The sequence below is a fragment of the Cupriavidus sp. MEYA8 genome, from assembly GCF_059278825.1.
In genome coordinates, this window is the sequence record NZ_CM181221.1 from 3,271,000 (window position 1) to 3,292,483 (window position 21,484).

Here is a 21,484-nt window from a genome sequence, read left to right on the forward strand (position 1 = left end):
TGGACGCGCCAATTCAATCTTTCTTGTGCCCGTGTTTACTCATTTCGACAGCCGGGACCGGGCTGGCGGCAGTTGTCCGGCCACCGCTTCAGCGCCGGAATCCGCCATGGAAGCCGCCCCCGCGGAAGCCACCGCCGCCAAAGCGCCCTGCGCCCTGCCAGTGCTGCGCCATGCCCTGCCAGCGCTGCTGGCCGACCTCGCGTGCCTGGCGCTGCGACTCCAGCCGGCTGGTGGCGTCGTTGTTCGGCTGCACCGGTTCCCAGCCGCCGGCGGTGTGTTTCTGCCAGCCGTCGTCGGTGTGCTGGTACACGGAGCCGTCGTGGCCGGCGTAGACGTTGCCGTTGTTCCACACCAGGGCGTTGTCCTTGCCGGGGTTGGCGACAAAGCCGCGGCTGCCGGCGGTGTGCGTGCCGGTCCGGGTGTTGCCGGCAATACCGGCCTCGCCCGCGCCGATGCGGCCGGTCTGCGCGTTGTAGCCCGCCGCCTGGCGTCCGGCCGCGTAGTCGCCGGTATAGGTGTTGCCGGCCACGCCGCCGCGCGCGGCGCCTTCGCGGCCGGTCGACGGTTTGGCGAACGAGCCCTGGTGGCCGGCCGCGTAGTTGCCGGAATATGGGTTGAACGCCGCGCCGCGGCTGCCCTGGTAGCGCGCGCCGGTCGCCGGGTTGATGCCCGAGGCCGCGCTGCCGCGCCACTCGGTGCCGGTCCAGGCATTCCAGCCTTGCGCATGCGTCACCGTGCCCTGCCCCCAGCGGCCATAGAAATTGGCCTGGTTCACATTGACGTAGTTCCAGTTAAACGGGGCGCCCCACCAGTACGGTCCCCAGTACGGCGACGCCGCACCCCAGAACGCACCCGCGGCGAAGCCGAAGGCAAACCCCTCGGCCATGCCGACGCCAAAGCCTGCGCCGTATCCATAGGTAACCGGGTAGCCGTAGTAGACCGCGCCGACGTAGGCCGGATAGACGTAGCCGGTGCCGTACACGACCGTGCCGTCGGGGCTGACCACCACGCCCATGTAGCCGGGGGTGTAGCCGACCACGACGGTGTCAGGCGTGACCGAGTAGATCCGTACATAGGTCACGTAGTGGAGCGGCGAGGCCGGCGGGATGGTGTAGATCGCCGACGGCACCTCGGTGGCGACGCGCCACGGTCCCGACGGTGCGGGCGCCGCGAACCAGACACCATTGGCGACCGCGTAGTAGTGGCTGGCATCGACCTCGATCACCGGCGTGCCCGTGTTCGCCGCATAGCTGAGCGAGGTACCGGTGATCGGCGTAAAGCGCGGCGCGCCGTCGTAGGCGACGTTCAGGCTGGCCTTGCTGCGCGAGACCGTGGCGGTCTGCGGGATGGTGGCGGCGATCTCGGCCTCGCGCGCCTGCGGCGTGCCCGGCACCGACACCAGCACGTTGGCCTTGGGATCGGTCGTCGGGATCTTGGCAAAGTCGGCCGGCAACTCGCGGCCAGGCACGTATTCCCACGGCCCGGTCAGCATCGGCGCGCGGAACCAGCGGCCTGACACCAGCACGTAATACTGGTTGGTGGCCGGGTCGACGAAGATGGCGTGATCGGCGTTGGAGACCGTCAGCAGGCCCACGCCACTGACCGGCGTCATCTGCGGCGCGCCGCTGGTGATCACCAGCTCGGTCGGCCGGGTGGCGAAAACGATGGCCGGTGCCCGCGCCGGGCGCTTGCCGTCCGCGGGCAGCATCGCGTCCGGTTTCATGCCGGCGGCGGCCTTGGTGGCGGCATGCTCCAGCGCCTTCGGCACCGTCGTCATGACCTCCCATGCGCCGCCCGCGGATTCCGAGCGGTACCAGTAGCCAGCGGCCTTCAGGTACAGCTCGCCGCCCGACTCGCGCAGCAGCAGGGCGCGGCTGTTGAGCGCGCGTTCATATTGCGTGCCGGCAACGGCGCGCCAGGCGGGGTCGCCGTCGACCAGCACCAGCAGTGTCGGCGTGGTCGCAAACAGGATCTGCGGGGCGTCGTTGCGGACCGGCACGCGGCCGGCGCGGGCCAGCTGCTGTGACACGGCATAGCTGGCCTGCAACTGGTCCAGCGGCACCGTCAGGCCGTTGGCCGGCAGCCGGGACACCAGCGCCTGGCGTACCCGGTCGGCGGCGTCCGGCCTGGTGGGGACTTCCACGCTCTCGATGCGCAGCGCACTCAGCTGCACCAGCCCGGACGGCTTGTCGATATCGGCGGTGGCCGAAAAATGCACGACGCCGTAGGTAGGCGAGCCGCTCTTCTCGCCTACCGCCACGGCGGCACGGCCCGACAGGCGGTTGCCGTCCCATGTCTCGACCTGCGGCTGGTACAGCTCGACATGGTCGTTGGCGGCGTCGAAATTGCGCGGCCAGGCCAGCGCTGCGGCGGTTGGCTGCGGTGGCGTAGCGGCCTGCGGCGCGAGGGGCGCGAGGGCAAGCCACGCCGCCACGATCAGGGCGCTGGTCTGCTTGAGGCGAAAAGGCATGGCTTTCTCCAGCGTGGAGGGCACGATGCAGCACAGCAGGCGGCCCATGCTGGCAATCTAAATTAGGCCGGACAGGCGAACAATCGCATTTGAAAACATTCAGGGCGCTTGCAAAAAAAGACAGATCGGGCCGTCTGCGTGCATGATGCACCGCCCCTGCGGCGCCTGGTGGTCAGGAAGACACCGAGGCGCGATGCGCCGTTGCGCCAGCCACCAGCCGCCGCCCTTGAAGCGACCGCGCCACGGCCTCATCTCCAGTGTTTCCCTGGCTATTGCCGCGCCCCATGCCTCCTCGCACCACGATCCTGACTGCCGCGCTGATCACGGCGCTGCTGCACGCCTACATCGGGCTGCGCCTCTTGCCGGCAATGCCCGTGCCGATGCTGGTCAAGATGCTTGCTGTTGTCTGGCTCGCCCTGTCTTGCGCGCTGCTGCCCGCCGGGCTGCTGGCGCGGCGCTTCAGCCAGCCGTGGGCGGACCGGATTTCCTGGATCGGCATGCTGGCAATGGGATTCTTCTCATCCCTGCTGGTGCTGACGCTGGCGCGCGACGTCGCGCTGGCCGCCGCCTGGCTGGCGGGCAAGCTGCTCGGCTGGCAGGCCGCCGGACTGGCATCGGGCAGCGCCCTCGCCGTGCCGCTGCTGGCACTGCTGGTCACGCTGGCCGGCTATATCAACGCCCGCCGCGTGGCGCGCGTGGTCGAGGTCGACGTGCCGGTGGCCGACCTGCCCGAGGCGCTGCACGGCTTCACCATCGCGCAGATCAGCGACATCCACGTCGGCCCCACCATCAAGGGGCCTTACCTCGACCGCATCGTCGAGCGCGTTAACAGCCTGCAGCCGGACGCCGTGGCCATCACCGGCGACCTGGTCGACGGCACCGTGCGCGAACTGTCCGCGCATACCGCGCCGCTGGCGCGGCTGCAGGCGCGCCATGGCAGTTACTTCGTCACCGGCAACCATGAGTATTACGCCGGCGCGCAGCCATGGATCGACGAACTGCGCCGGCTCGGCCTGCGCGTGCTGATGAACGAGCACGTGGTGGTGGAGCACGGTGGGCAGCCGCTGGTGCTGGCGGGCGTGACCGACTACTCCGCCGGCCGCTTCCATGAAAGCCACCGCAGCGACCCGCACCGCGCCATCGCCGGCGCTCCGGCGCAGGCCGGCGTGCGCGTGCTGCTGGCGCACCAGCCACGCACTGCCGCCGCCGCCGCGGAGGCTGGCTTTGACTTGCAGCTATCAGGGCATACCCACGGGGGGCAGTTCTGGCCGTGGAACCTGTTCGTGCCGATGCAGCAGCCGTACACCGCGGGGCTGGTGCGGCATGGCGCGATGTGGGTCTATGTGAGCAGGGGGACGGGGTACTGGGGGCCGCCGAAACGGTTCGGGGCGCCTTCGGAGATTACGCGGTTGCGGCTGGTGCGGGCGTAGGACTAAGCAGCATCGCCAATGCGCTCGCGAGCGTTACAGCCATAAAAAAGCCATAAAAAAACCAGGCCCGCAGGCCTGGTTCTCTTTCACACTCAGCAGTACCTTACCGCGCAATCGGCTTGTACCGAATCCGCTTCGGCTTGGCCCCTTCTTCACCCAGCCGCTTCTTCTTGTCCGCCTCGTATTCCTGGTAATTGCCCGGGAAGAACTCCACATGCGAGTCGCCCTCGAACGCCAGGATGTGCGTCGCGATCCGGTCCAGGAACCAGCGATCGTGCGAGATCACCATTACGCAGCCGGCGAACTCCAGCAGCGCATCTTCCAGAGCGCGCAGCGTTTCCACGTCGAGGTCGTTCGACGGCTCGTCCAGCAGCAGTACGTTGCCGCCGGCGATCAGCGTCTTGGCCATGTGCAGGCGGCCGCGTTCGCCACCCGACAGCGTGCCGACCTGCTTTTGCTGGTCGCCGCCCTTGAAATTGAAGCGGCCGATATAGGCGCGCGACGGGGTTTCGTAACGGCCAACGGTCAGCACGTCGGCGCCGCCGGAGATTTCCTCGAATACGGTCTTGGTGCCGTCCAGCGCATCGCGGCTCTGGTCGACAAACGCCATCTTCACGGTCGGCCCGATCTTGATTTCGCCGCTGTCCGGCTGTTCCTTGCCGGTGAGCATCTTGAAGAACGTCGACTTGCCGGCGCCGTTCGGACCGATGATGCCGACAATGGCGCCCGGCGGCACCTTGAAGCTCAGGTTTTCGATCAGCATGCGGTCGCCGAAACCCTTGCTGACGTTGTCGAACTCGATCACTTCGTTACCCAGGCGCTCACCGACCGGGATGAAGATTTCCTGGGTTTCGTTGCGCTTCTGGTATTCCTGGCTGTTGAGCTCGTCAAAGCGGGCCAGGCGCGCCTTGGACTTGGCCTGGCGGCCCTTGGGGTTCTGGCGCACCCACTCCAGTTCCTTGTGCAGGGCCTTCTGGCGCGCCGACTCGCTGGCCTCTTCCTGCTTCAGGCGCGCTTCCTTCTGGTCCAGCCACGAGCTGTAGTTGCCCTTCCAGGGGATGCCCTGCCCGCGGTCCAGCTCCAGGATCCACTCGGCGGCGTTGTCGAGGAAGTAGCGGTCGTGGGTCACGGCCACCACGGTGCCCGGGAAGCGCGTCAGGAACTGTTCCAGCCAGTCGACCGACTCGGCATCCAGGTGGTTGGTCGGTTCGTCGAGCAACAGCATGTCGGGGCGCGACAGCAGCAGGCGGCACAGCGCCACGCGGCGCTTTTCACCGCCGGACAGGTGGCCGATCTTCGCGTCCCACGGCGGCAGGCGCAGCGCGTCGGCGGCGATCTCCAGCTGCAGCTCGACGTTGTTGCCATCGCTGGCGGCCAGGATGGCTTCGTACTTGGCCTGGTCGGCGGCAAGCGCGTCGAAGTCGGCGTCCGGCTCGGCATAGGCGGCGTAGATCTCATCGAGCTTCTTGCGCGCCTCGAACACGCCGCCCAGCGCCGCCTCCACCGATTCGCGCACGGTCTGCTCGGGATCGAGCTGCGGCTCCTGCGGCAGGTAGCCGATGTTCAGGTTCGGCATCGGCGTGGCCTCGCCCTCGATCTCCTTGTCGAGGCCGGCCATGATCTTGAGCAGCGTGGACTTGCCCGAGCCGTTCAGGCCCAGCACGCCGATCTTGGCGCCGGGGAAGAACGACAGCGAGATGTCCTTCAGGATGTGACGCTTGGGCGGAACGATCTTGCCCACGCGGTTCATGGTGAAAACGTACTGTGCCATGGGTGCGTGTTGGTATTGGTGCGGGATGGCGGGAGTGTATCAGGCACGCCGGGGCGCGCAGCCGGCTCCAGCCAGCTTTGGCCCCCGCCGGTACAATCGCAGGTTCGACTTTCCGCTGATTTTCCGAGCCATCGCCATGAGCAGACCCGCCCTGACCCTGAAGTTCAAGTGCAAGAAGTGCGCGAAACCCGTCACCCTGTACCTGCAGAAGACGTCCGCGTGCTCGCACATCACTCCGTACCAGGGCTTCTGCAAGTGCGGCGAGATGATGCGCCACGCCACCGGCGACAAGGACGCAGTCGAGTCCTTCGTGAACTCGCTGGACAACAGCTGGATGCATCACCATCACCACTAAGCAGGCTGCAGCAGTGACGGAAACCTGGCGCCCCGCCGGCAAGGACCCGATGCGCTTCCTGGGCGGCTATCCGCCCGAAGTGCTCGACCAGGTGCGCGAACTCGCCGCCGCCGGCCGCCTGGGCGACCACCTCGCCCGCCGCTATCCCGGCCGCCATACCGTGCAGACCGATCGCGCGCTGTACGACTACGCCACCGAACTGAAGCAGGAATTTTTGCGCAGCGCGCCGCCGCTGCATAAGGTCGGCTTCGATGCCACGCTCGACTCGGCGCACAAGGCCTTGGGCCTGCACACCGCGATCTCGCGCGTGCAGGGCGGCAAGCTGAAAGCCAAGAAGGAAATCCGCGTGGCGTCGCTGTTCAAGGAAGCGCCGACGGAATTCCTGCGCATGATCGTCGTGCACGAGCTCTCGCACTTAAAGGAGAGCGACCACAACAAGGCCTTCTACCGGCTCTGCGAACACATGGAGCCGCGCTACCACCAGCTGGAATTCGACACGCGCCTGTGGCTGGCGTGGCGCGAACTGGACAAGGCGGGAAGCTATTGATCTTTCCGTAAATCATGACATCACCACAACGTTGCCTGAACCCAGCACGCGGCGATGATCGAAGGCCGGTGTTGAGCGCTTTTGAGCTTGTTGCGGGCGACGGTATGCAACTCGTTGAGGTTGTCGGGGCAGAAGTTCGCAATCGCGTGACGCTTGAGCCATGCCCACAGGTACTCAACTGGGTTGAGCTCAGGGCAGTACGGTGGCAGGAAGGTCATATGAATATGTCCCTCGAGAGAATCCAGATATTCGCGGACCATTGCGGCGCGATGGGGCCTGGCCCCATCCCAGATGATCAGCAACGGCTGCTTCAGATGCGCTTTGAGCGCCTTAAGAAACTCGACCACCTGTTCTTTCTTGACGCTGCCTTCGTACAGCCGAAACAGGTAGTTGGTGCGACTCAGGCCGGCGATCGCCGACACATGGTTCCAGTTGAAATGAAACTGGATGATGGGTGTTTGCCCCTTCGGCGCCCAGGTGCGCACACGCGTGGGCCGCTCGCTGATGCCAGTCTCGTCGATAAAGACAATCAATCGGCCTTCGCGCTGGGCTTTTTTTTAAGCGCAGGCCAAGTGTGGCGCTTCCAGTGGCGCACCGCGTCTTCGTCTCGCTCGATCGCGCGACGATCTGGCTTTTGCGCGCTGAAACCCAACGCCCCAAGAATGCGCCAGATCTGCGTTTGGCTGAACTCGACGCCATACGTCCGCTTGATGAGCGAGCCGACGCGCTTGAGTGTCCATAGCTCGGTCCCAAAGCCATGCGCAGTCGGGCTTTGCAGCAACGCCCCGCGCAATTCGGCCAATTGCTCCGGCTCGAGCTTGGCTGGGCGGCCTCGACCTGGCACAGCCCGTAGCGCATCAATTCCGCCTTCATCGAGCAGAGCTTTCCACGTGTACACCGTTTGTCGGGCTACCCCCACGGCCAATGCCACCTCGGCTGGTCGCTTGCCAGCCAACAGCATCCGACCAGCTCGCAAGCGCTTCTTCGTTGCATCGTCTAACGGCTTCTTCGACACGGCGCGTATCTCCAATCAACCCGTTAGAGATGAAACGCGCCAGCCCTGAATCCGTTGTCATGTTTTTTGTAAATCTCAATAGTTACAGCTTCTTCGCGAATCGTCGGCCGGATTGGCGAAGTCGCATTACCGCCGGCAACGCGGCGGTAATGCACCTCCGCTTGGTGTGACTGCGAGCCCTCAATGAACCTGCATGCCGCGCATGGCATGTATCCGCTCATGCTGCCGCTTCAACGCGTCATATTGGCGCTGAAGTGTCGCGCTGGCATCGGGTGGCAGTGTCTTCATCATGACGGACTGATACTCGCGCCTGGCGGCATCTTCCTCGTGCTCGCACATTCCCAGCACGGCGTCGTCGTTGTTTGGCTGCAGCATGTGACGGAACGCCATCCAGCCACGGAACAGCGTGCCATTCATGGTGCCCCGGTCGGTCGGCCGGCCGCCCATGGCACTGACCATCGATTGCAATTCCTTCACCGACGCCCGGTAGGTGTCCGCCGTAGCGGTCAGGATGTCGCGAAGCTGTGCATCGCGCACTTCACCGGCACCGCTCATGCAGGCCAGTTCGCTGTCCTTGCCAGCTTCGATCAGCTGGTTCAGCGCCAAGACAGTTTGTTGCTGGTTGTCGCCCATGGCATTCTCCCAACACGCATTCAGGCGACGCGCAGCTTTGGCGCCGCCAGGTAAGCCAAAGGAGGAACCGCCGCCGCGTAACCGGCCGTGAGAGCGGCGTCGCAGACGCCATCGACATGAATCAGCTGGTTCGCGCCGGGCCCCGTTTGCCTGCTCGTTCAGAGGTAAGGCGTGACTACATGATAGGAGATGGCTGAAGCCCGGCGGGATGGCGCCGGCGCCACGATCCCAAGGGGCTATGCTTGAGCGGCAGCAGGAGTACAAGCGGATCATGCGCCATCCACACCTTCAGCCCGGCGCACTCTGGCCGGCCCTCGTGCAGCGCCCCCCTCCCCCAGAGGGCGGCGACAGCGGAGCCTTAGACGGGCCGTTCACCTTTGCCTGTCGGCACCCCCGCCCCCGAGCGCCTCAAGCAGCGGCCGCAAGGCATCGAGTTCCGCGCCGAAGCCGGCCCAGTCCCCTGCTTTCAGGCGCTCGATGGCGCGGTCATAGTGCGCGAGTGCCTCGCGCGCACGGGTGTTCGCAGCGCCCTGCTCAAATATCGCCACCGGGGCGGATCCCCCGAAAAGGGCCGCAAGGGCCGCGCCCAGGGTGTCCTCCATGGCCACGCGATCACCATAGGCGGCGATCACCCGCTTCAGTTCGGGTAACTGGCCGGACTCCGCGCGCAGGTAGAGCGGCGAGACATAGAGGATGGAATTCTCGATCGGCACGACCTGCAGATGGCCGCGGATGACGCGCGAGCCCATCTGGTTCCACAGCGAAATCTGCTGCGAGATCTCGGTATTCTGCTGGATGCGCGCCTCGATCTGGAACGGCCCGTAGACCAGCTTCTCCTTGGGGAAGGTGTAGGCGACAAGCTTGCCGTAGTTGGGCGGATCGGAGCGCGCCGCGAGCCACGCGATCATGTTCTCGCGCTGGCTGGGCACCATCGGCAGCATGAGCACGAACTCGGCGCTCGCTTCCTCAGGCAGCCGCAGGATCATGTAGTAGGGCATCATCCGCTCGGCGGGCGTGTTCCCTGCGCTCATGCCCGACAACTGGCGCGGGAACTCCCAGAGATCCTCGCGGTTATAGAAGACTTCCGCCGCTTCCATGTGGTAGGCGCGGTAGATCTGCGCCTGGACCAGGAACAGGTCTTCCGGGTAGCGGATATGCCGCTGCAGGTCCCGCGGCATTGCGCCCAGCGGCCTGAACATGCCCGGGAAGATGCGCTGGTACACCCGCAGGATTGGATCAGCGGGGTCGCTGACGTAGAAGTCCACCGTGCCGTTGTAGGCATCGATCACTACCTTGACTGCGTTGCGGATGTAGTTGTCGCCGTCGCCGGTGCCAGGCTGCGAGTAAGGGAACCAGCGGCTGGTGGTGTAGGCGTCCTGGATCCAGTAAAGGCGCCCGTCGCTTGCCACGATATAGGGGTCGCGGTCGAGGATGAGGAACGGGGCAATCGTGCGCACCCGGTCCCGGATGTTGCGATGGAGCAGGATGCGGCTCTGCGGCGTGATGTAGCCGCTCAGCAGGATATTGGGATCGTCGAGCTGCCAGGCAAACAGGACCCGGCGCGCCAGGCTGCCGACGTCGATGCCGTCGCGCCCGCGGTAGGCCGTATAGACGTTGTCCTTGCCCTTGGGGTAGTCGAACTCGGGCGCACTGCCGTTGACGATGACATAGCCTTTGCCGCCTTCTCCGAAGTAGAGGCGCGGCTCGTGGATGACCGGGCCGCCGTCGGAGAGCGGTGGAATGTCATGCAGATAGAGCAAGGGCAGGCCTTCGGCGGATTTCTCGGTGACCGGCGACATGACCACGCCATTGCCATGGGTGAACAAGAGATGCAGGTTCACCCAGGTCTGGGCATTGGGCGGGATCAGCGCCGGCTCCAGCTCCCGCGCCGACAGCATGACCTGCTGGTAACCGGCGTCGAGTTGGTAGCGGTCGATATCCGTCGCGAGGAACTTGTAATAGGTCCTGATCTCCTGCAGCTGCGCATAGGTATCGCGCAGCGGCTGCAGGTCCCACAGGCGGATATTGTCGATGGTCGGGCGATTGGCCTGGAGTGAGGCAAGATTCAGGTTCTGTTCGACCGGGAACGGCTTTGCCTCGATCTGCGTTACGCCATAGGCCTCACGTGTCAGCGCGATATTGTGTTCGAGGTACGGCGTCTCCAGTTGCAGTTCGTTGGGCTTGACATAGAATCGCTGGAACAGCGCCGGATAGACCGTGCCGAGCAGGAACGCGCTGCCGGCCACCAGGATTGCCCCGGCCGCAGGCACCCGGTAGTCCCGCCAGCGCAGATAGGCCCATGAAGCGGCGGCAGCCGCGGCAGACAGGCTGCACTGCAGCCACAGGACCGGCAGCCCCACATGGATGTCGGTATAGCTCGCGCCGACCACGACGCCGTTATCGCCATAGAGCAAAAGGTAGCGGTCAAGCCAGTAGGACCACGCCTGCAACGCGAAGAACAAGCCCAGCAACGCGGCAGCATGGATAGCGGCCGCCGCTGAAAGCCCGCGCGGCGGCTGGACCAACGCGATATCGCCGCGCAACCCATAGACCGCGCCGGCAATCACTGCGCAGCAGCCCAGCAGCAGGAGCAGCCAGTTCCTGAGTGCCAGATACGCAGGCAGCGAGAAGAAGTAGAAGCCGATGTCCTTGCCGAAGATCGGATCGGACTTTCCGAATGGAACCTGATTGATGTAGCGCAGCGCAGTGTCCCAGCTCGACAGCTCTCCGACGGCCATCAGCAGCCCTACAAAGACGGCAACGCCGGCAATGGCGGCGCGCCAGGGCAGGCGCATCGCCATCTCGCCGACCGGTTCGCCCCGGGCCTCCGGCGTCCAGGCCTGCGCCTGCCTCGCGCAGCGGTGCGCCAGCCAGCCCGATACCCAGATCGCACCCGCCGACACGCCGAAGACGGCAAGCAACAGCAGCGCCTGGGTCGTGAATATCGTGCGGAAAACCCCGGCGTAGCCAGCGGAGGTAAACCACAGCCAGTCAACGATGAGGTCGCTGACGCGCCCGGCAGCGACCAGCGCGACGATGACGGCCACTACCCAGGTCGCGAGGCGTCTCAGGCGCGTGGCATCCATCGCTGGCGAGCGCATCGATCATGCTCCTTTGCCGCACTGTCGTCCGTGACCTGCTTGCCTGTGCGATGGGTCCGGGTCGAATTGTGCAGTCTGATTCATTGTAGGCGAGGCGATCGGGGGACAGCGAGCCCTGCACTCGCAGGAGGCCATGCAAAAGACGCCAGCGCGCCGGCTGACTCCGCGATGTGCCCGTCTTCGACTTTCTGCCCACGTACAAGGACGCGCAGTACAAATCGGAAGATGAGCGAGGGTGTTTCGGCGTTTGGCTATTTGCTGGCCGATTGCGCTCAGGCAGGATGCGGCGTCCGTATGGGAATGCGAAGTGTCTTATCGCGCTGTTGATAGCGGCGCGAGAGACTGGCACCGTCATCGCACACAACGATGACCGGGCGTGGAACCCCGAGTGCAAACATTACAGGCCGGCGTCCTTGACGCCGCCTGTTTTCGCGTACGCGCTTGTCATCCATGGCGGGCCGACACGAGGCAGCCGCAAGGCTGGCCGGCTTAGTGTATGCACCGGAGTTCCACCCTCGCTGTCGGGCCTGCCGCCCCCTTCACGGCTGTGCGGCAGACCTTCATCAAACGATGGGAGGTCCTATGTCGGAAATTCATTTGTCCACGTTGCAGTACAGCCTTGGGGCGGTGTTGGCTGGGTTGGAAGGCGTGCTCGCACTGCTAGAACAGCATAGTGAGCGGTCAGAAGCCTGCTTTAGTGGGTTTTGCTTGTTGGCGCTGGTGAAGACGCAGCTGGAAGGTGTGTTGGCCGATGAGTTGCTTGCAGCATAGCGGGAATGGCTTCCCGGCAAAAGCGCTGATGACTGCGACGCCGGGAAGCCTCCCTCACAGGAACCCGATCGAGAACCACGGCACCAGCGTCAGCAGCAACAGCGCAACGGCCAATGCCGCCATATGCGGCCAGACCCGCGGCATGGCAACGTCCGGCGACACGCGCCCGATGGCGCAGGCGGCATAGAAGCCCACGCCGAACGGCGGCGCGAACAAGCCCAGCCCCATGGCGAAGATCACCACCATGGCGTAGTGCACCTCATGCACGCCGACCAGCCTGGCAATCGGAAACAGCAACGGCCCGAACAGCACGATGGCCGGGATGCCTTCCAGCAAACTGCCCAGGATCACAAAAGCCAGCGCCGACACCAGCAGGAAGCCAGTCTTTCCGCCCGGCACAGCGGACATGATGCTGACCAGGTCCTCCGCAAACCCGGACTGCGTCAGTGCCCACGCCATGGTGGTGGCACAGCCCACGATCAGCAGGATCGCACCGGACAACGCCGCGGTATCGAGCAGGATCGGATAAATGCGCCGGAGTTCGAACTGCCGGTACACCAGCAAGCCGGCCAGCACCGTATAGAAGATGCCGATGGTCGATACCTCGGTGGCAGTGGCCACGCCCTCCACCACCGCCGTGCGAATGATGACCGGCAGCGCCAGCGCCGGCAGGGCCACCACCAGCAATCTCAGCAACGTCCTGCTCGATGGCCGCACCATGCCGCCCCTGTCCTCCTTGCGCGTCTGCCACCAGACCACCAGTGCCATCATCGCCAGGCCGACCAGCGCCGGCATCAACCCGCCAATGAATAGCGAGGTGATCGACACGCCCGTGACCGACCCCACCGTGATCAGCACGATGCTGGGTGGAATCGTTTCCGACATCGCACCGGACGCCGACAGCAGGCCGATCAGGTCGCCATCCTTCGCGCCGCTCTGCTTCATCTCCGGGAACAGCGCCGGCGCGACCGCCGCCATATCGGCAGCTTTTGAACCGGAGATGCCCGAGACGATGTACATCGCCCCAAGCAGCACATACTGCAGGCCGCCGCGTACGTGCCCGATCAGGCTGACCAGGAACTGGATCATCGCGCGCGCCAGGCCCGTCATCTCGATCAGCCCGCCGAGGAAGATGAACAGCGGGACCGCCAGCAGGATCAGGTGTGACATGCCCTCCTGCATGCGGTTCGGCATGATGGACAGCGGCGTGGTCGTGGACAGCGCCAGGTAGCACAGCGTGGAGAGCCCGAAAGCGAAGGCAATGGGCACGCCGATGGCAACGCAGCCAACCAGCATCAGCAGGAAGAAAATCACCAGGTTGGCGTTGCCCAGTCCCAACAGCACCGGCGAGAGCAGCCACAACGCGCCAGCGCCTAGCCCGACCAGCAGGCCACTGAGGGCCACCTGCCTGCGGCTTGCGGTCTCCAGCAGGCGGATCGCGGCGGTCACGAGCATCAGCACGGTGCCGGCGAGCACCGCCCCGGCGCGCCAGGCTTCGCTGACCTCCAGGGTCGGCGTCAGCACGTCCACGTGTTCGACGAGATGTTCCCAAGCCGGCCGCACCAGCAGCAACAGGAACGCCACCACCATCCACATGCCACAGGCATCCAGCCATGCGCGCCGGTGCGGCGGCAGCTTGCTGATGAAGGTGGTGAGCTGCATATGCGCGCTGCGCTGCAGGGCAATGATGGCGCCGAGCATCGCCAGCCACAGGAACAGGATGCCGGCGAGTTCCTCCGTCCAGGGCAGCGGCGCATGCAAGGCATAACGCGCAAACGCGCCGCCCCCGAGGATCAGGGTCTCGGCCACGACGATCAGCGCGGCCGGAACCTCGACCACGCAGGCCAGGACGCGGCTCCAGCGTGCGCTGGCCGTGGAGGGGGTACTGGCGGGCCGGTCCAGGGTCTCGGCGGTGTGCTCCATCTTTGTCTCCTCTTGCATGTCGGCTTGATGGTGCCTGCCTCAGACCAGCGGCCCGGTGTAATTTTCCAGCATCTGCCATGCCTCGTCGCCAAACTTCCTGCGCCACTCGGCGTAGAAGCCCGCGTCCCGCAGCAGCTTGCGGAACGGCGCCGGATCCGGCTGGTTGAACTTGATGCCAAGCCGGGTCATCTCCGCCTGCGCCTCGACGTCGACCCGCGCGATATCCTCGCGCTGCTTCAGCGCCGCGGTGGTGAAGCGTGTCGTCAGCGAAGCCTGCACCTCGCGCGGCAGTGCCTGGAATTTCCTGGCGTTGCCGAAGATAAAGTGGCCGTCCCAGGTATGCGCGGTCATCGAGCAGAACTTCTGCACTTCATACAGCTTGCCGCTGCGGATCAGCGACAGCGGCGTCTCCTGGCCATCCACCACGCGTGTCTGCAGCGCCGAATAGAGATCGGCGAACGGTATGACCGTCGGCGCCGCGCCCAGCATCCTGAACATCGAGACCCACAGCGGGATCGCCGGGACGCGGATCTTGAACCCCTTCAGGTCCGCTGGCGTGTTCACCGGGCGGGTAGCGGAGGTGATGTTGCGATAGCCGTTGTCGAGGCACTTCTCGAACACGTGCAGGTTCACCTTGCCCAGCGCGCCCCGGACATAGGCGCCCAGTCCGCCGTCCATCGCGGCCCACACCGCGGCGTAGTCCTTGAAGGCAAAGGCCACACCGTTGATGCTGGCGGCCGGGACACGTGTCTGCAGGTTGGTGCTGGCCGTGGACATGAAGTCGATGGCACCGGCGAGGACCTGAGAGACCATGTCCGGCTCGCTGCCCAACTGGCTATTGGGATAGACCTGCAGGTCGACCTTGCCGCCGGTGTCCTGGCGAATGGCCTCGGCGGCCTCCTTGATGCGAAGCGTGCCCGGATGGTCGGCCGGGAAGGCCGTGCCGTACTTCAGCCTGATGGTGGCGTTCTGGGCGAACGCGTTGCGCGCGGGCAATGCCAGCGCCAGTCCGCCGGCGGCGAGTGCGCCGAACTGCCGGCGAGTGAACCGATGGGCCATGATGTGCTTGTCTCCTGTTGTTCAAGTTGTGGCCGGGAAGGACAGCAGTGCTGCCGCGCCGCGCTCGCGCAATACCGTCAGGTGTGCGGCAAGCCGGCGCCGGAACTGCTGCGGCCACGGGGCGTCGCCAAATACGGCGCCGTGCGCCAGGGCCCGGCGCACCGCGTCCGCATCGCTGTCCGTGCCGCACAGCGCTGCGGCAAGCGGCGGCGCACCGGGATCGCTGGCGACCAGCGGCTCGCCACGCTCGTTGATGTCGCAGCGCAGATAGTGGAGCCACAGCGCCAGCGCACGCTCCAGGCATGGCCGCTCGATGCCCGCGGCCAGGCTTTCGCGCAAGGCCGGCAGCCAGCGCACCGGGACCTTCTGCGTGCCATCCATCGCAATCTGCGCGGTGTGATGCGCGATCGCCGCGTTGCGCAGGCGGCACAGCAACGCATTGCCGTAGCGGGCGACGTCGTACTCCGGCGGCGCGGTGACGGTGGCATGCAGGTCCTCCATCACCCCGCGCGCGAAGGCACCGAGAACCGGATCGGCCATCGCCCCGGCCACGGTTTCTATGCCGCACAACTGCGCGGCATAGGCGATCGCCGAATGCGTGCCGTTCAGCATGCGCAGCTTCATGGCCTGGAACGGCCGGACATCACCGGTCATCAGCGCGCCGCCAGCCTCCCACGCGGGCCGCGCTCCGGCGAAGCGGTCTTCGATCACCCATTGCGTGAACGGCTCGCAGACAATGGCGGCTTCATCGCGTAGTCCGAGGCGCTGCTGCGCCCAGTTCAGCGACATTGGCGTCGCGGCCGGCACAATGCGGTCGACCATGGTGTTCGGCAGCGCCACCTCATCGTGGATACGCCGGGCCAGCGCCGGATCGGCCTGCGACGCGTACTGCGTCAGCAGCTTGCGCAGCGTGTCGCCGTTGTCGGCCATGTTGTCGCAGCAGACAATGCTCAGCGGCGCGCCGAACGGCCGGCGGCGTATCCCCGCCGCCAGCACGCCGAGCGTGCTGCGCGGCGCCTCGGGATGGGCCAGGTCATGACGGATTTCCGGATCGCTGGTGTCGAGGTCGGATGTCGACGGATGCCGGTGGTAGCCTTTTTCAGTCACGGTGCAGGTTACGACCGACGCGGCGGGATCGGCGATGGCGCCGATCACCTGCTCCAGTGCATGCGGCGCATACAGGGCCTGCACCAGCGCCCCCACGATGCGCCCCGTGGCCTCGGCACCCTGTCGCTCGATGACCGCGTACAGGCAATCCTGCGCAGTCAGCGCGCGCGCCATGCGCGGTTCCCGCAAGCTGACGCCCACGATGCCCCAGCGCGTGTCGCCATCATGGATCGCTGCCTCGGTGTACAGCGCCTGGTGCGCGCGGTGGAAGGCGCCGAGCCCGATATGCACCACGCCGCGCGACAGACGGCTGCGCTCGTAGCCGGGCTGTTGCACGGCGGCGTCGGCGCTGCAGACGGTACGCTGCGCCAGCCTCATGCCCTGACCCTCGATTGTTTGTATTGCGGCATCGTGCGTGGCATCCGTGCTGTTGACCATGGCAAAACGTACCATTGAGAAATGCTGCAGACGTGCAGCCGTTTCGCAAGATTTGTGCAGCCCATGCGCTTTCCCGCTGCAGAATCCGCTCGTATCCGCCCCTCCCTTCGCGCGGTAACCTGCTTCGCATCCTTCCCATACGGTCATGCCCGTGCGCACCCCGCATGCGATGACGCAGCAGTGGGAAGCGCACAACTGCCGGAGCACGTCTTGAAGATCGAACGGATACAAACCATCGTCACCTGTCCGGGCCGCAACTTTGTCACGGTCAAGGTGATGACGGACCAGGGCGTCTACGGACTTGGCGATGCCACGCTCAACGGCCGCGAGCTTGCGGTCAGCACCTACCTCGACGCGCATGTCATCCCCTGCCTCATCGGCCGCGACCCGCGCTGCATCGAAGACATCTGGCAATACCTGTATCGCGGCGCCTACTGGCGGCGCGGCCCCGTCACGATGACCGCGATCGCCGCGATCGACATGGCGCTGTGGGATATTCTCGGTAAGCTGGCGAACATGCCGGTGTACCAGTTGCTGGGCGGCAAGAGCCGGCAACGGCTGCTGGTCTACGGGCACGCCAACGGCCGCGACCACGAGGAAGCCGTCGATGCCGTCCACCGGCATATCGAGGAGGGCTTCAAGGCGATCCGTGTGCAATCCGGCGTGCCGGGACTCTCCAAGGTGTATGGCGTGGGCAAGCAAGCCGGCCACTATGAACCCGCGGAGAAGGGGCTCCCGCCGGAAGAACCGTGGGACACTGCCCTCTACCTGCGCCACACGCCGGAACTGTTCCGCAAGGTGCGCGATGCCATCGGCTTCGGGCCACACCTGCTGCATGATGCGCACCACCGGCTGACGCCGATCGAAGCGGCCCGCCTTGGCAAGGCACTCGAGCCGTTCAGCCTGTTCTGGCTGGAAGACGCCACGCCGGCCGAAAGCCAGGACGCCTTCCGCCTGATCCGCCAGCACACCACCACGCCGCTGGCGGTAGGAGAAGTCTTCAATTCGATCTGGGATTGCAAGGACCTCATCGGCAACCAGCTGATCGACTTCATCCGCACCACCATCGTCCATGCCGGCGGCATCACGCATGTGCGGCGCATCGCGGACTTCGCCGCGATGCACCAGGTGCGCACCGGATTCCACGGCGCCACCGACCTGTCGCCGGTGTGCATGGCGGCGGCGGTCAACTTCGGGCTGTGGGCGCCGAACTTCGGCATCCAGGAACTGATGCCGCACAACGCGCTGACCGACGAAGTGTTCCCGCACAACTATCGCTTTGCGGACGGCCATCTGGTCATGGACGAGGTGCCTGGACTTGGCGTCGACATCGACGAAGCGCTGGCCGCCAGGTACCCGTATGAGCGTGCCTACCTGCCTGTGGCAAGGCTACGCGATGGAGCGATGTGGAACTGGTAGCCTGGCACGCGATAGATGACGCTCACTTCCACACAATGCCGTCCCCCATGCCACCAGCACCCAACATGTTGAGCATCGTCGTTAACCAACCCCACGGCCTGTCCTTGTGCGCAAGCCCCATCCCCACCCCCGCCCCCGGCGAAGTCCGCCTGCGCGTGCGCTATGCCGGCATCTGCGGCTCCGACCTGCACATCTTCCACGGCAAGAATCCGTTCGCAGCGTATCCCCGCGTTATCGGCCATGAATTCATGGGTCATATCGACGCTGTCGGCGCGGGCATCAGCGCGCAGCGCATCGGCGAACGCGTGGCGGTGGATCCGGTCATCAGTTGTGGCCAATGCCACGCCTGCCGCATTGGCCGGCGCAACGTCTGCAGCCGCATGCAGGTAATCGGCGTGCACCGTGACGGCGGCTTCAGCGAATACACGTGCGTGCCGGCGTGCAATGCCTACGCGGTGCCGGCTGGCCTGGCGGCGACGAGCGCGGCGGTGATCGAGCCCTTCGCCGTCGCGGCAAACATGACCCACCGCACCGGCGTGCTGCGCGAAGACATCGCGTTGATCTATGGCGCCGGCCCTATCGGTTTGAACCTGCTGCAAGTACTCAAGCGCGTCTACGGTGCACGGGTTCTGATCACCGACCACCTTGACGAACGGCTGGCGCTGGCCCGCCATTGCGGCGCCGATGCGGATGACGTCATCAACACCTCACATGAGGACATCGGACAGGCCCTTGCAAAACGCGGCGTGGCAGAGGGCCCGACACTTATCTACGACGCCGTCTGCCACCCATCGATCCTGGAGGAAGCCGTGCGCATTGCCGCCCCGGCAGGACGCATCGGCATACTGGGCTTTTCCGCGATGCCATCGGCCGTTCCGCAACTGGAGCTGACCCGGAAGGAACTCTCGCTCTATGCCTCGCGCCTGAACTGCGACATGTTTACCACCGTGATCGACTGGATCTCCCAGGGGCTGGTCGACCCCGGCTGCATCGTCACGCATCGGATCGATTTCCACGATGTCGCCGATGCCCTGGACCTTGCCGAACACAACCCGCGCGAGAGCTGCAAGATATTGCTCGACTTTGGCGAGCCTGCCTGATATGCCGCCAATCTTAGATATCGTCGAATGTTGCTAATGCACTACCCAAATGAAAATGGCCTCCCGAATCGGGAGGCCATTTATATTCCTGGTGCCGGCTGCAGGACTCGAACCCGCCACCTGATGATTACAAATCAACTGCTCTACCTGATGAGCTAAGCCGGCATGTCTGGTGCAGACCGCGATTCTACTGCATCGCAGCCCACTTGGGGATGGCTTACTTCACCACCTTCAACGCTGGCTTCTTGCCGCCGATGCGAGGCACCGGGGGCGGCGTTTCGTCGTCGCCCGGGTCGGAGTCGGCGGTGGTGGCCGGGGTCTCGGCTTCCACCGGGGCCAGCTTGGGCGGCGGGTTGCTTTCGCGCTCGGTGGCGGCCTGCGTTTCCGGCACGCTGCGTTCGACCGGGAAGGCCATGCCCTGCCCGTTCTCGCGGGCGTAGATGGCCAGCACGTTCTCGACGGGAACGTCGATCTTGCGCGAGACACCGCCAAAGCGCGCACTGAAGGTGATCCACTCGTTACCCATATCCAGGCCGCTAGTGGCGTCGAAGCTCACGTTGAGCACGATCTCGTTGTTCTTGACGAACTCGCGCGGCACGTTGGTGTTGGCATCGACGAACACGGCGATGTACGGCGTGAAGCCGTTATCCGTGCACCACTCATAAATGGCGCGGATCAGGTAAGGCTTGGTGGAGGTTTCAGGCATTGTGCTTCCAGTGGCGCCGGGTGGCCCGAGGGCGGATGCCTTCGGGCCGGTGCCGATTAGCGGCGCATCACCTTCTCGGAGGGGGTGAGCGCTTCGATGTACGCGGGACGGCTGAAAATGCGTTCAGCATACTTCAACAGCGGCGCGGCGTTTTTCGACAGCTCGATGCCGTAGTGGTCCAGGCGCCACAGCAGCGGCGCGATGGCGACGTCGAGCATCGAGAACTCTTCGCCCAGCATGTACTTGTTCTTGACGAAGATCGGCGCGAGCTGCGTCAAACGGTCGCGGATCGCGGCGCGGGCGCGTTCGTGGTTCTTCTCCGCGGCCTTGCCCTTTTCGTTCTCGAGCGTGTACACGTGCGTGAACAGTTCCTTTTCGAAATTGAACAGGAACAGTCGGGCACGGGCGCGCTGGACCGGGTCGGCCGGCATCAGCTGCGGGTGCGGGAAGCGCTCGTCGATGTATTCGTTGATGATGTTCGACTCATACAGGATGAGGTCGCGCTCGACCAGGATGGGTACCTGGCCGTAGGGGTTCATCACCGAAATATCTTCGGGCTTGTTGAACAGGTCGACGTCGCGGATTTCAAAATCCATGCCCTTTTCGAACAGGACAAGGCGGCAACGTTGGGAAAACGGGCAAGTCGTACCCGAATACAACACCATCATGGTTGGATTCCTTGGGCTTAGCCGGAGCTGGGTCGGACGGTAAGGTCTGCCATTCTGCCAAAAGCGGACACCGAAAAGCAAATAAGTGGCATTTAATCCACTTACCCCGGCATATTTCATCACCCTGGCACAATGAAAAAGGCCAGAGCGATGCTGCCTTCGCAACGTCCGCATCTGGCCTTCGGCGTGGCTGCCCGCCTCCGGGCCGCCACCAGCAAGACTTACTTCACATCCTTCCAGTAGGCCGCGTTCAGGCGCCATGCAAAGACGGTGAATATGCCCAGGAACAGCAGCACCCACACGCCAAGGCGCTTGCGGTGATTCTGCGCGGGTTCTGCCATCCAGTCGAGGAAGCCGACCAGGTCGGCGGTGGCCTGGTCATATTCGACCTTGCTCATCTTGCCCTGGCTCAGTTGCTCGAAGCCGGCGAACTTGTGCACCTTCTCGCCATGCTCTTCCACTTCCGTAAACTTGGCGGCGCGCTGGCCCTGCAGTTCCCACAGCACGTGCGGCATGCCGACGCTCGGGAACACGAGGTTGTTCCAGCCCGTCGCGCGGCTGTCGTCACGGTAGAAGGTGCGCAGGTAGGTATAGAGCCAGTCGTCGCCGCGGGCACGCGCGATCACTGACAGGTCCGGCGGTTGCGCGCCGAAGAAGGCCTTGGCTTCCTTCGGCTGCATGGCGATGGTCATGGTCTCGCCAACCTTGTCCGCTGTGAACAGCAGGTTCTGGCGGATCTGGTCGTCGGTGAGGCCGATGTCCTTGAGCCGGTTGTAGCGCATCATCGATGCGCCGTGGCAGTTCAGGCAGTAGTTGACGAACAGCTTGGCGCCGCGCTGCAGCGACGACAGGTCGGCAGTGTTCACCGGTGCCGGCTCCAGCGGGAAGCCTCCCTCTGATGCCATGGCGGGCGCGCCGGCAAAGCAGGCGCCGGCCAGCGCGATGATCGAAAGCAGCTTTTTCATCTTGTG

Annotated in this window: 17 protein-coding genes and 1 tRNA gene; 6 read left to right on the plus strand and 12 right to left on the minus strand. The window is 65.0% G+C overall.

Going from position 1 to position 21,484, the window contains the following annotated elements:
* Nucleotides 1-88 precede the first annotated feature (88 nt).
* A complete protein-coding gene (locus tag AC5WJ1_RS15245; protein WP_494476203.1) occupies nt 89-2,470 on the minus strand; it encodes a carbohydrate-binding family V/XII in 2,382 nt (793 codons plus the stop codon).
* A 284-nt stretch (nt 2,471-2,754) separates the two neighbouring features.
* On the opposite strand from AC5WJ1_RS15245, the gene AC5WJ1_RS15250 reads away from it, so the two are divergent.
* Complete coding sequence (locus AC5WJ1_RS15250; protein WP_133093488.1) at nt 2,755-3,900, plus strand: metallophosphoesterase; 1,146 nt, start codon at nt 2,755-2,757, stop codon at nt 3,898-3,900.
* Nucleotides 3,901-4,003: 103 nt separating this feature from the next.
* On the opposite strand, the gene ettA is transcribed toward AC5WJ1_RS15250, so the two are convergent.
* Nucleotides 4,004-5,671: an energy-dependent translational throttle protein EttA gene (ettA, locus tag AC5WJ1_RS15255; protein ID WP_029048366.1), complete on the minus strand. Its 1,668-nt coding sequence runs from the start codon at nt 5,669-5,671 to the stop codon at nt 4,004-4,006.
* Between the two features lie 136 nt (nt 5,672-5,807).
* Here ettA and AC5WJ1_RS15260 point away from each other — a divergent pair, with 136 nt between their 5' ends.
* On the plus strand, nt 5,808-6,026 hold the full coding sequence (locus tag AC5WJ1_RS15260; protein ID WP_133093487.1) for a hypothetical protein: 219 nt from the start codon (nt 5,808-5,810) through the stop codon (nt 6,024-6,026).
* Nucleotides 6,027-6,075: 49 nt separating this feature from the next.
* Complete coding sequence (locus tag AC5WJ1_RS15265; protein WP_494476544.1) at nt 6,076-6,573, plus strand: M48 metallopeptidase family protein; 498 nt, start codon at nt 6,076-6,078, stop codon at nt 6,571-6,573.
* Nucleotides 6,574-6,593: 20 nt separating this feature from the next.
* On the opposite strand, the gene AC5WJ1_RS15270 is transcribed toward AC5WJ1_RS15265, so the two are convergent.
* The 3 genes from AC5WJ1_RS15270 to AC5WJ1_RS15280 all read right to left on the minus strand — a co-directional run bounded on the left by AC5WJ1_RS15270 (nt 6,594) and on the right by AC5WJ1_RS15280 (nt 11,322).
* Nucleotides 6,594-7,588 (minus strand): IS630 family transposase gene (locus tag AC5WJ1_RS15270; RefSeq protein ID WP_464225665.1). Its coding sequence is split into 2 segments (ribosomal slippage): nt 6,594-7,123 and nt 7,123-7,588, totalling 996 coding nucleotides; the frame shifts between segments, so codons are not numbered across the junction.
* A 180-nt stretch (nt 7,589-7,768) separates the two neighbouring features.
* Nucleotides 7,769-8,221 carry a PA2169 family four-helix-bundle protein gene (locus AC5WJ1_RS15275; protein ID WP_133093486.1) on the minus strand — a complete coding sequence of 151 codons (453 nt, stop codon included), beginning with the start codon at nt 8,219-8,221 and terminating at the stop codon, nt 7,769-7,771.
* A gap of 371 nt (nt 8,222-8,592) precedes the next feature.
* The gene (locus tag AC5WJ1_RS15280; RefSeq protein WP_494476204.1) at nt 8,593-11,322 is read right to left on the minus strand and encodes a UPF0182 family membrane protein; all 2,730 of its coding nucleotides are present in this window, start codon (nt 11,320-11,322) and stop codon (nt 8,593-8,595) included.
* Nucleotides 11,323-11,904: 582 nt separating this feature from the next.
* On the opposite strand from AC5WJ1_RS15280, the gene AC5WJ1_RS15285 reads away from it, so the two are divergent.
* Complete coding sequence (locus tag AC5WJ1_RS15285; RefSeq protein ID WP_133093484.1) at nt 11,905-12,093, plus strand: DUF1484 family protein; 189 nt, start codon at nt 11,905-11,907, stop codon at nt 12,091-12,093.
* A 54-nt stretch (nt 12,094-12,147) separates the two neighbouring features.
* Here the strand turns inward: AC5WJ1_RS15285 and AC5WJ1_RS15290 are convergent, their stop codons facing one another.
* From AC5WJ1_RS15290 to AC5WJ1_RS15300, 3 genes are read right to left on the minus strand one after another with little or no spacing between them, the layout of a single operon-like run.
* Complete coding sequence (locus AC5WJ1_RS15290; RefSeq protein ID WP_494476205.1) at nt 12,148-14,016, minus strand: TRAP transporter large permease; 1,869 nt, start codon at nt 14,014-14,016, stop codon at nt 12,148-12,150.
* A gap of 39 nt (nt 14,017-14,055) precedes the next feature.
* A complete protein-coding gene (locus tag AC5WJ1_RS15295) occupies nt 14,056-15,075 on the minus strand; it encodes a TRAP transporter substrate-binding protein (protein WP_494476206.1) in 1,020 nt (339 codons plus the stop codon).
* A gap of 21 nt (nt 15,076-15,096) precedes the next feature.
* Entirely contained in the window at nt 15,097-16,560 is a 1,464-nt protein-coding gene (locus tag AC5WJ1_RS15300; RefSeq protein WP_494476545.1) for a mannitol dehydrogenase family protein, read from the minus strand.
* 270 nt (nt 16,561-16,830) lie between these two features.
* Here AC5WJ1_RS15300 and manD point away from each other — a divergent pair, with 270 nt between their 5' ends.
* On the plus strand, nt 16,831-18,039 hold the full coding sequence (gene manD, locus AC5WJ1_RS15305) for a D-mannonate dehydratase ManD (protein ID WP_434033358.1): 1,209 nt from the start codon (nt 16,831-16,833) through the stop codon (nt 18,037-18,039).
* Between the two features lie 65 nt (nt 18,040-18,104).
* Nucleotides 18,105-19,139, plus strand: coding sequence for a Zn-dependent oxidoreductase (locus AC5WJ1_RS15310; RefSeq protein WP_494476546.1), 1,035 nt, complete (start codon nt 18,105-18,107; stop codon nt 19,137-19,139).
* An 89-nt stretch (nt 19,140-19,228) separates the two neighbouring features.
* Here AC5WJ1_RS15310 and AC5WJ1_RS15315 read toward each other — a convergent pair.
* The 4 genes from AC5WJ1_RS15315 to AC5WJ1_RS15330 form a co-directional block, all read right to left on the minus strand.
* Nucleotides 19,229-19,304, minus strand: a tRNA-Thr gene (locus tag AC5WJ1_RS15315).
* A 52-nt stretch (nt 19,305-19,356) separates the two neighbouring features.
* Entirely contained in the window at nt 19,357-19,845 is a 489-nt protein-coding gene (locus AC5WJ1_RS15320) for a ClpXP protease specificity-enhancing factor (protein WP_494476207.1), read from the minus strand.
* 56 nt (nt 19,846-19,901) lie between these two features.
* Complete coding sequence (locus AC5WJ1_RS15325; RefSeq protein WP_010812311.1) at nt 19,902-20,513, minus strand: glutathione S-transferase N-terminal domain-containing protein; 612 nt, start codon at nt 20,511-20,513, stop codon at nt 19,902-19,904.
* Nucleotides 20,514-20,734: 221 nt separating this feature from the next.
* Complete coding sequence (locus AC5WJ1_RS15330; protein WP_133093479.1) at nt 20,735-21,478, minus strand: cytochrome c1; 744 nt, start codon at nt 21,476-21,478, stop codon at nt 20,735-20,737.
* Nucleotides 21,479-21,484 lie beyond the last annotated feature (6 nt).

Excerpts from the sequence above, each read along its gene's own strand:
- AC5WJ1_RS15250 (WP_133093488.1), top strand. The coding sequence starts at position 2,755 with ATGCCTCCTCGCACCACGATCCTGACTGCCGCGCTGATCACGGCGCTG.
- AC5WJ1_RS15275 (WP_133093486.1), bottom strand. The coding sequence starts at position 8,221 with ATGGGCGACAACCAGCAACAAACTGTCTTGGCGCTGAACCAGCTGATC.
- AC5WJ1_RS15245 (WP_494476203.1), bottom strand. The coding sequence starts at position 2,470 with ATGCCTTTTCGCCTCAAGCAGACCAGCGCCCTGATCGTGGCGGCGTGG.
- AC5WJ1_RS15300 (WP_494476545.1), bottom strand. The coding sequence starts at position 16,560 with ATGAGGCTGGCGCAGCGTACCGTCTGCAGCGCCGACGCCGCCGTGCAA.
- AC5WJ1_RS15295 (WP_494476206.1), bottom strand. The coding sequence starts at position 15,075 with ATGGCCCATCGGTTCACTCGCCGGCAGTTCGGCGCACTCGCCGCCGGC.
- AC5WJ1_RS15265 (WP_494476544.1), top strand. The coding sequence starts at position 6,076 with ATGCGCTTCCTGGGCGGCTATCCGCCCGAAGTGCTCGACCAGGTGCGC.
- AC5WJ1_RS15260 (WP_133093487.1), top strand. The coding sequence starts at position 5,808 with ATGAGCAGACCCGCCCTGACCCTGAAGTTCAAGTGCAAGAAGTGCGCG.
- AC5WJ1_RS15290 (WP_494476205.1), bottom strand. The coding sequence starts at position 14,016 with ATGGAGCACACCGCCGAGACCCTGGACCGGCCCGCCAGTACCCCCTCC.
- ettA (WP_029048366.1), bottom strand. The coding sequence starts at position 5,671 with ATGGCACAGTACGTTTTCACCATGAACCGCGTGGGCAAGATCGTTCCG.
- AC5WJ1_RS15285 (WP_133093484.1), top strand. The coding sequence starts at position 11,905 with ATGTCGGAAATTCATTTGTCCACGTTGCAGTACAGCCTTGGGGCGGTG.
- AC5WJ1_RS15280 (WP_494476204.1), bottom strand. The coding sequence starts at position 11,322 with ATGCGCTCGCCAGCGATGGATGCCACGCGCCTGAGACGCCTCGCGACC.
- AC5WJ1_RS15320 (WP_494476207.1), bottom strand. The coding sequence starts at position 19,845 with ATGCCTGAAACCTCCACCAAGCCTTACCTGATCCGCGCCATTTATGAG.
- AC5WJ1_RS15330 (WP_133093479.1), bottom strand. The coding sequence starts at position 21,478 with ATGAAAAAGCTGCTTTCGATCATCGCGCTGGCCGGCGCCTGCTTTGCC.
- AC5WJ1_RS15310 (WP_494476546.1), top strand. The coding sequence starts at position 18,105 with ATGTTGAGCATCGTCGTTAACCAACCCCACGGCCTGTCCTTGTGCGCA.
- AC5WJ1_RS15325 (WP_010812311.1), bottom strand. The coding sequence starts at position 20,513 with ATGATGGTGTTGTATTCGGGTACGACTTGCCCGTTTTCCCAACGTTGC.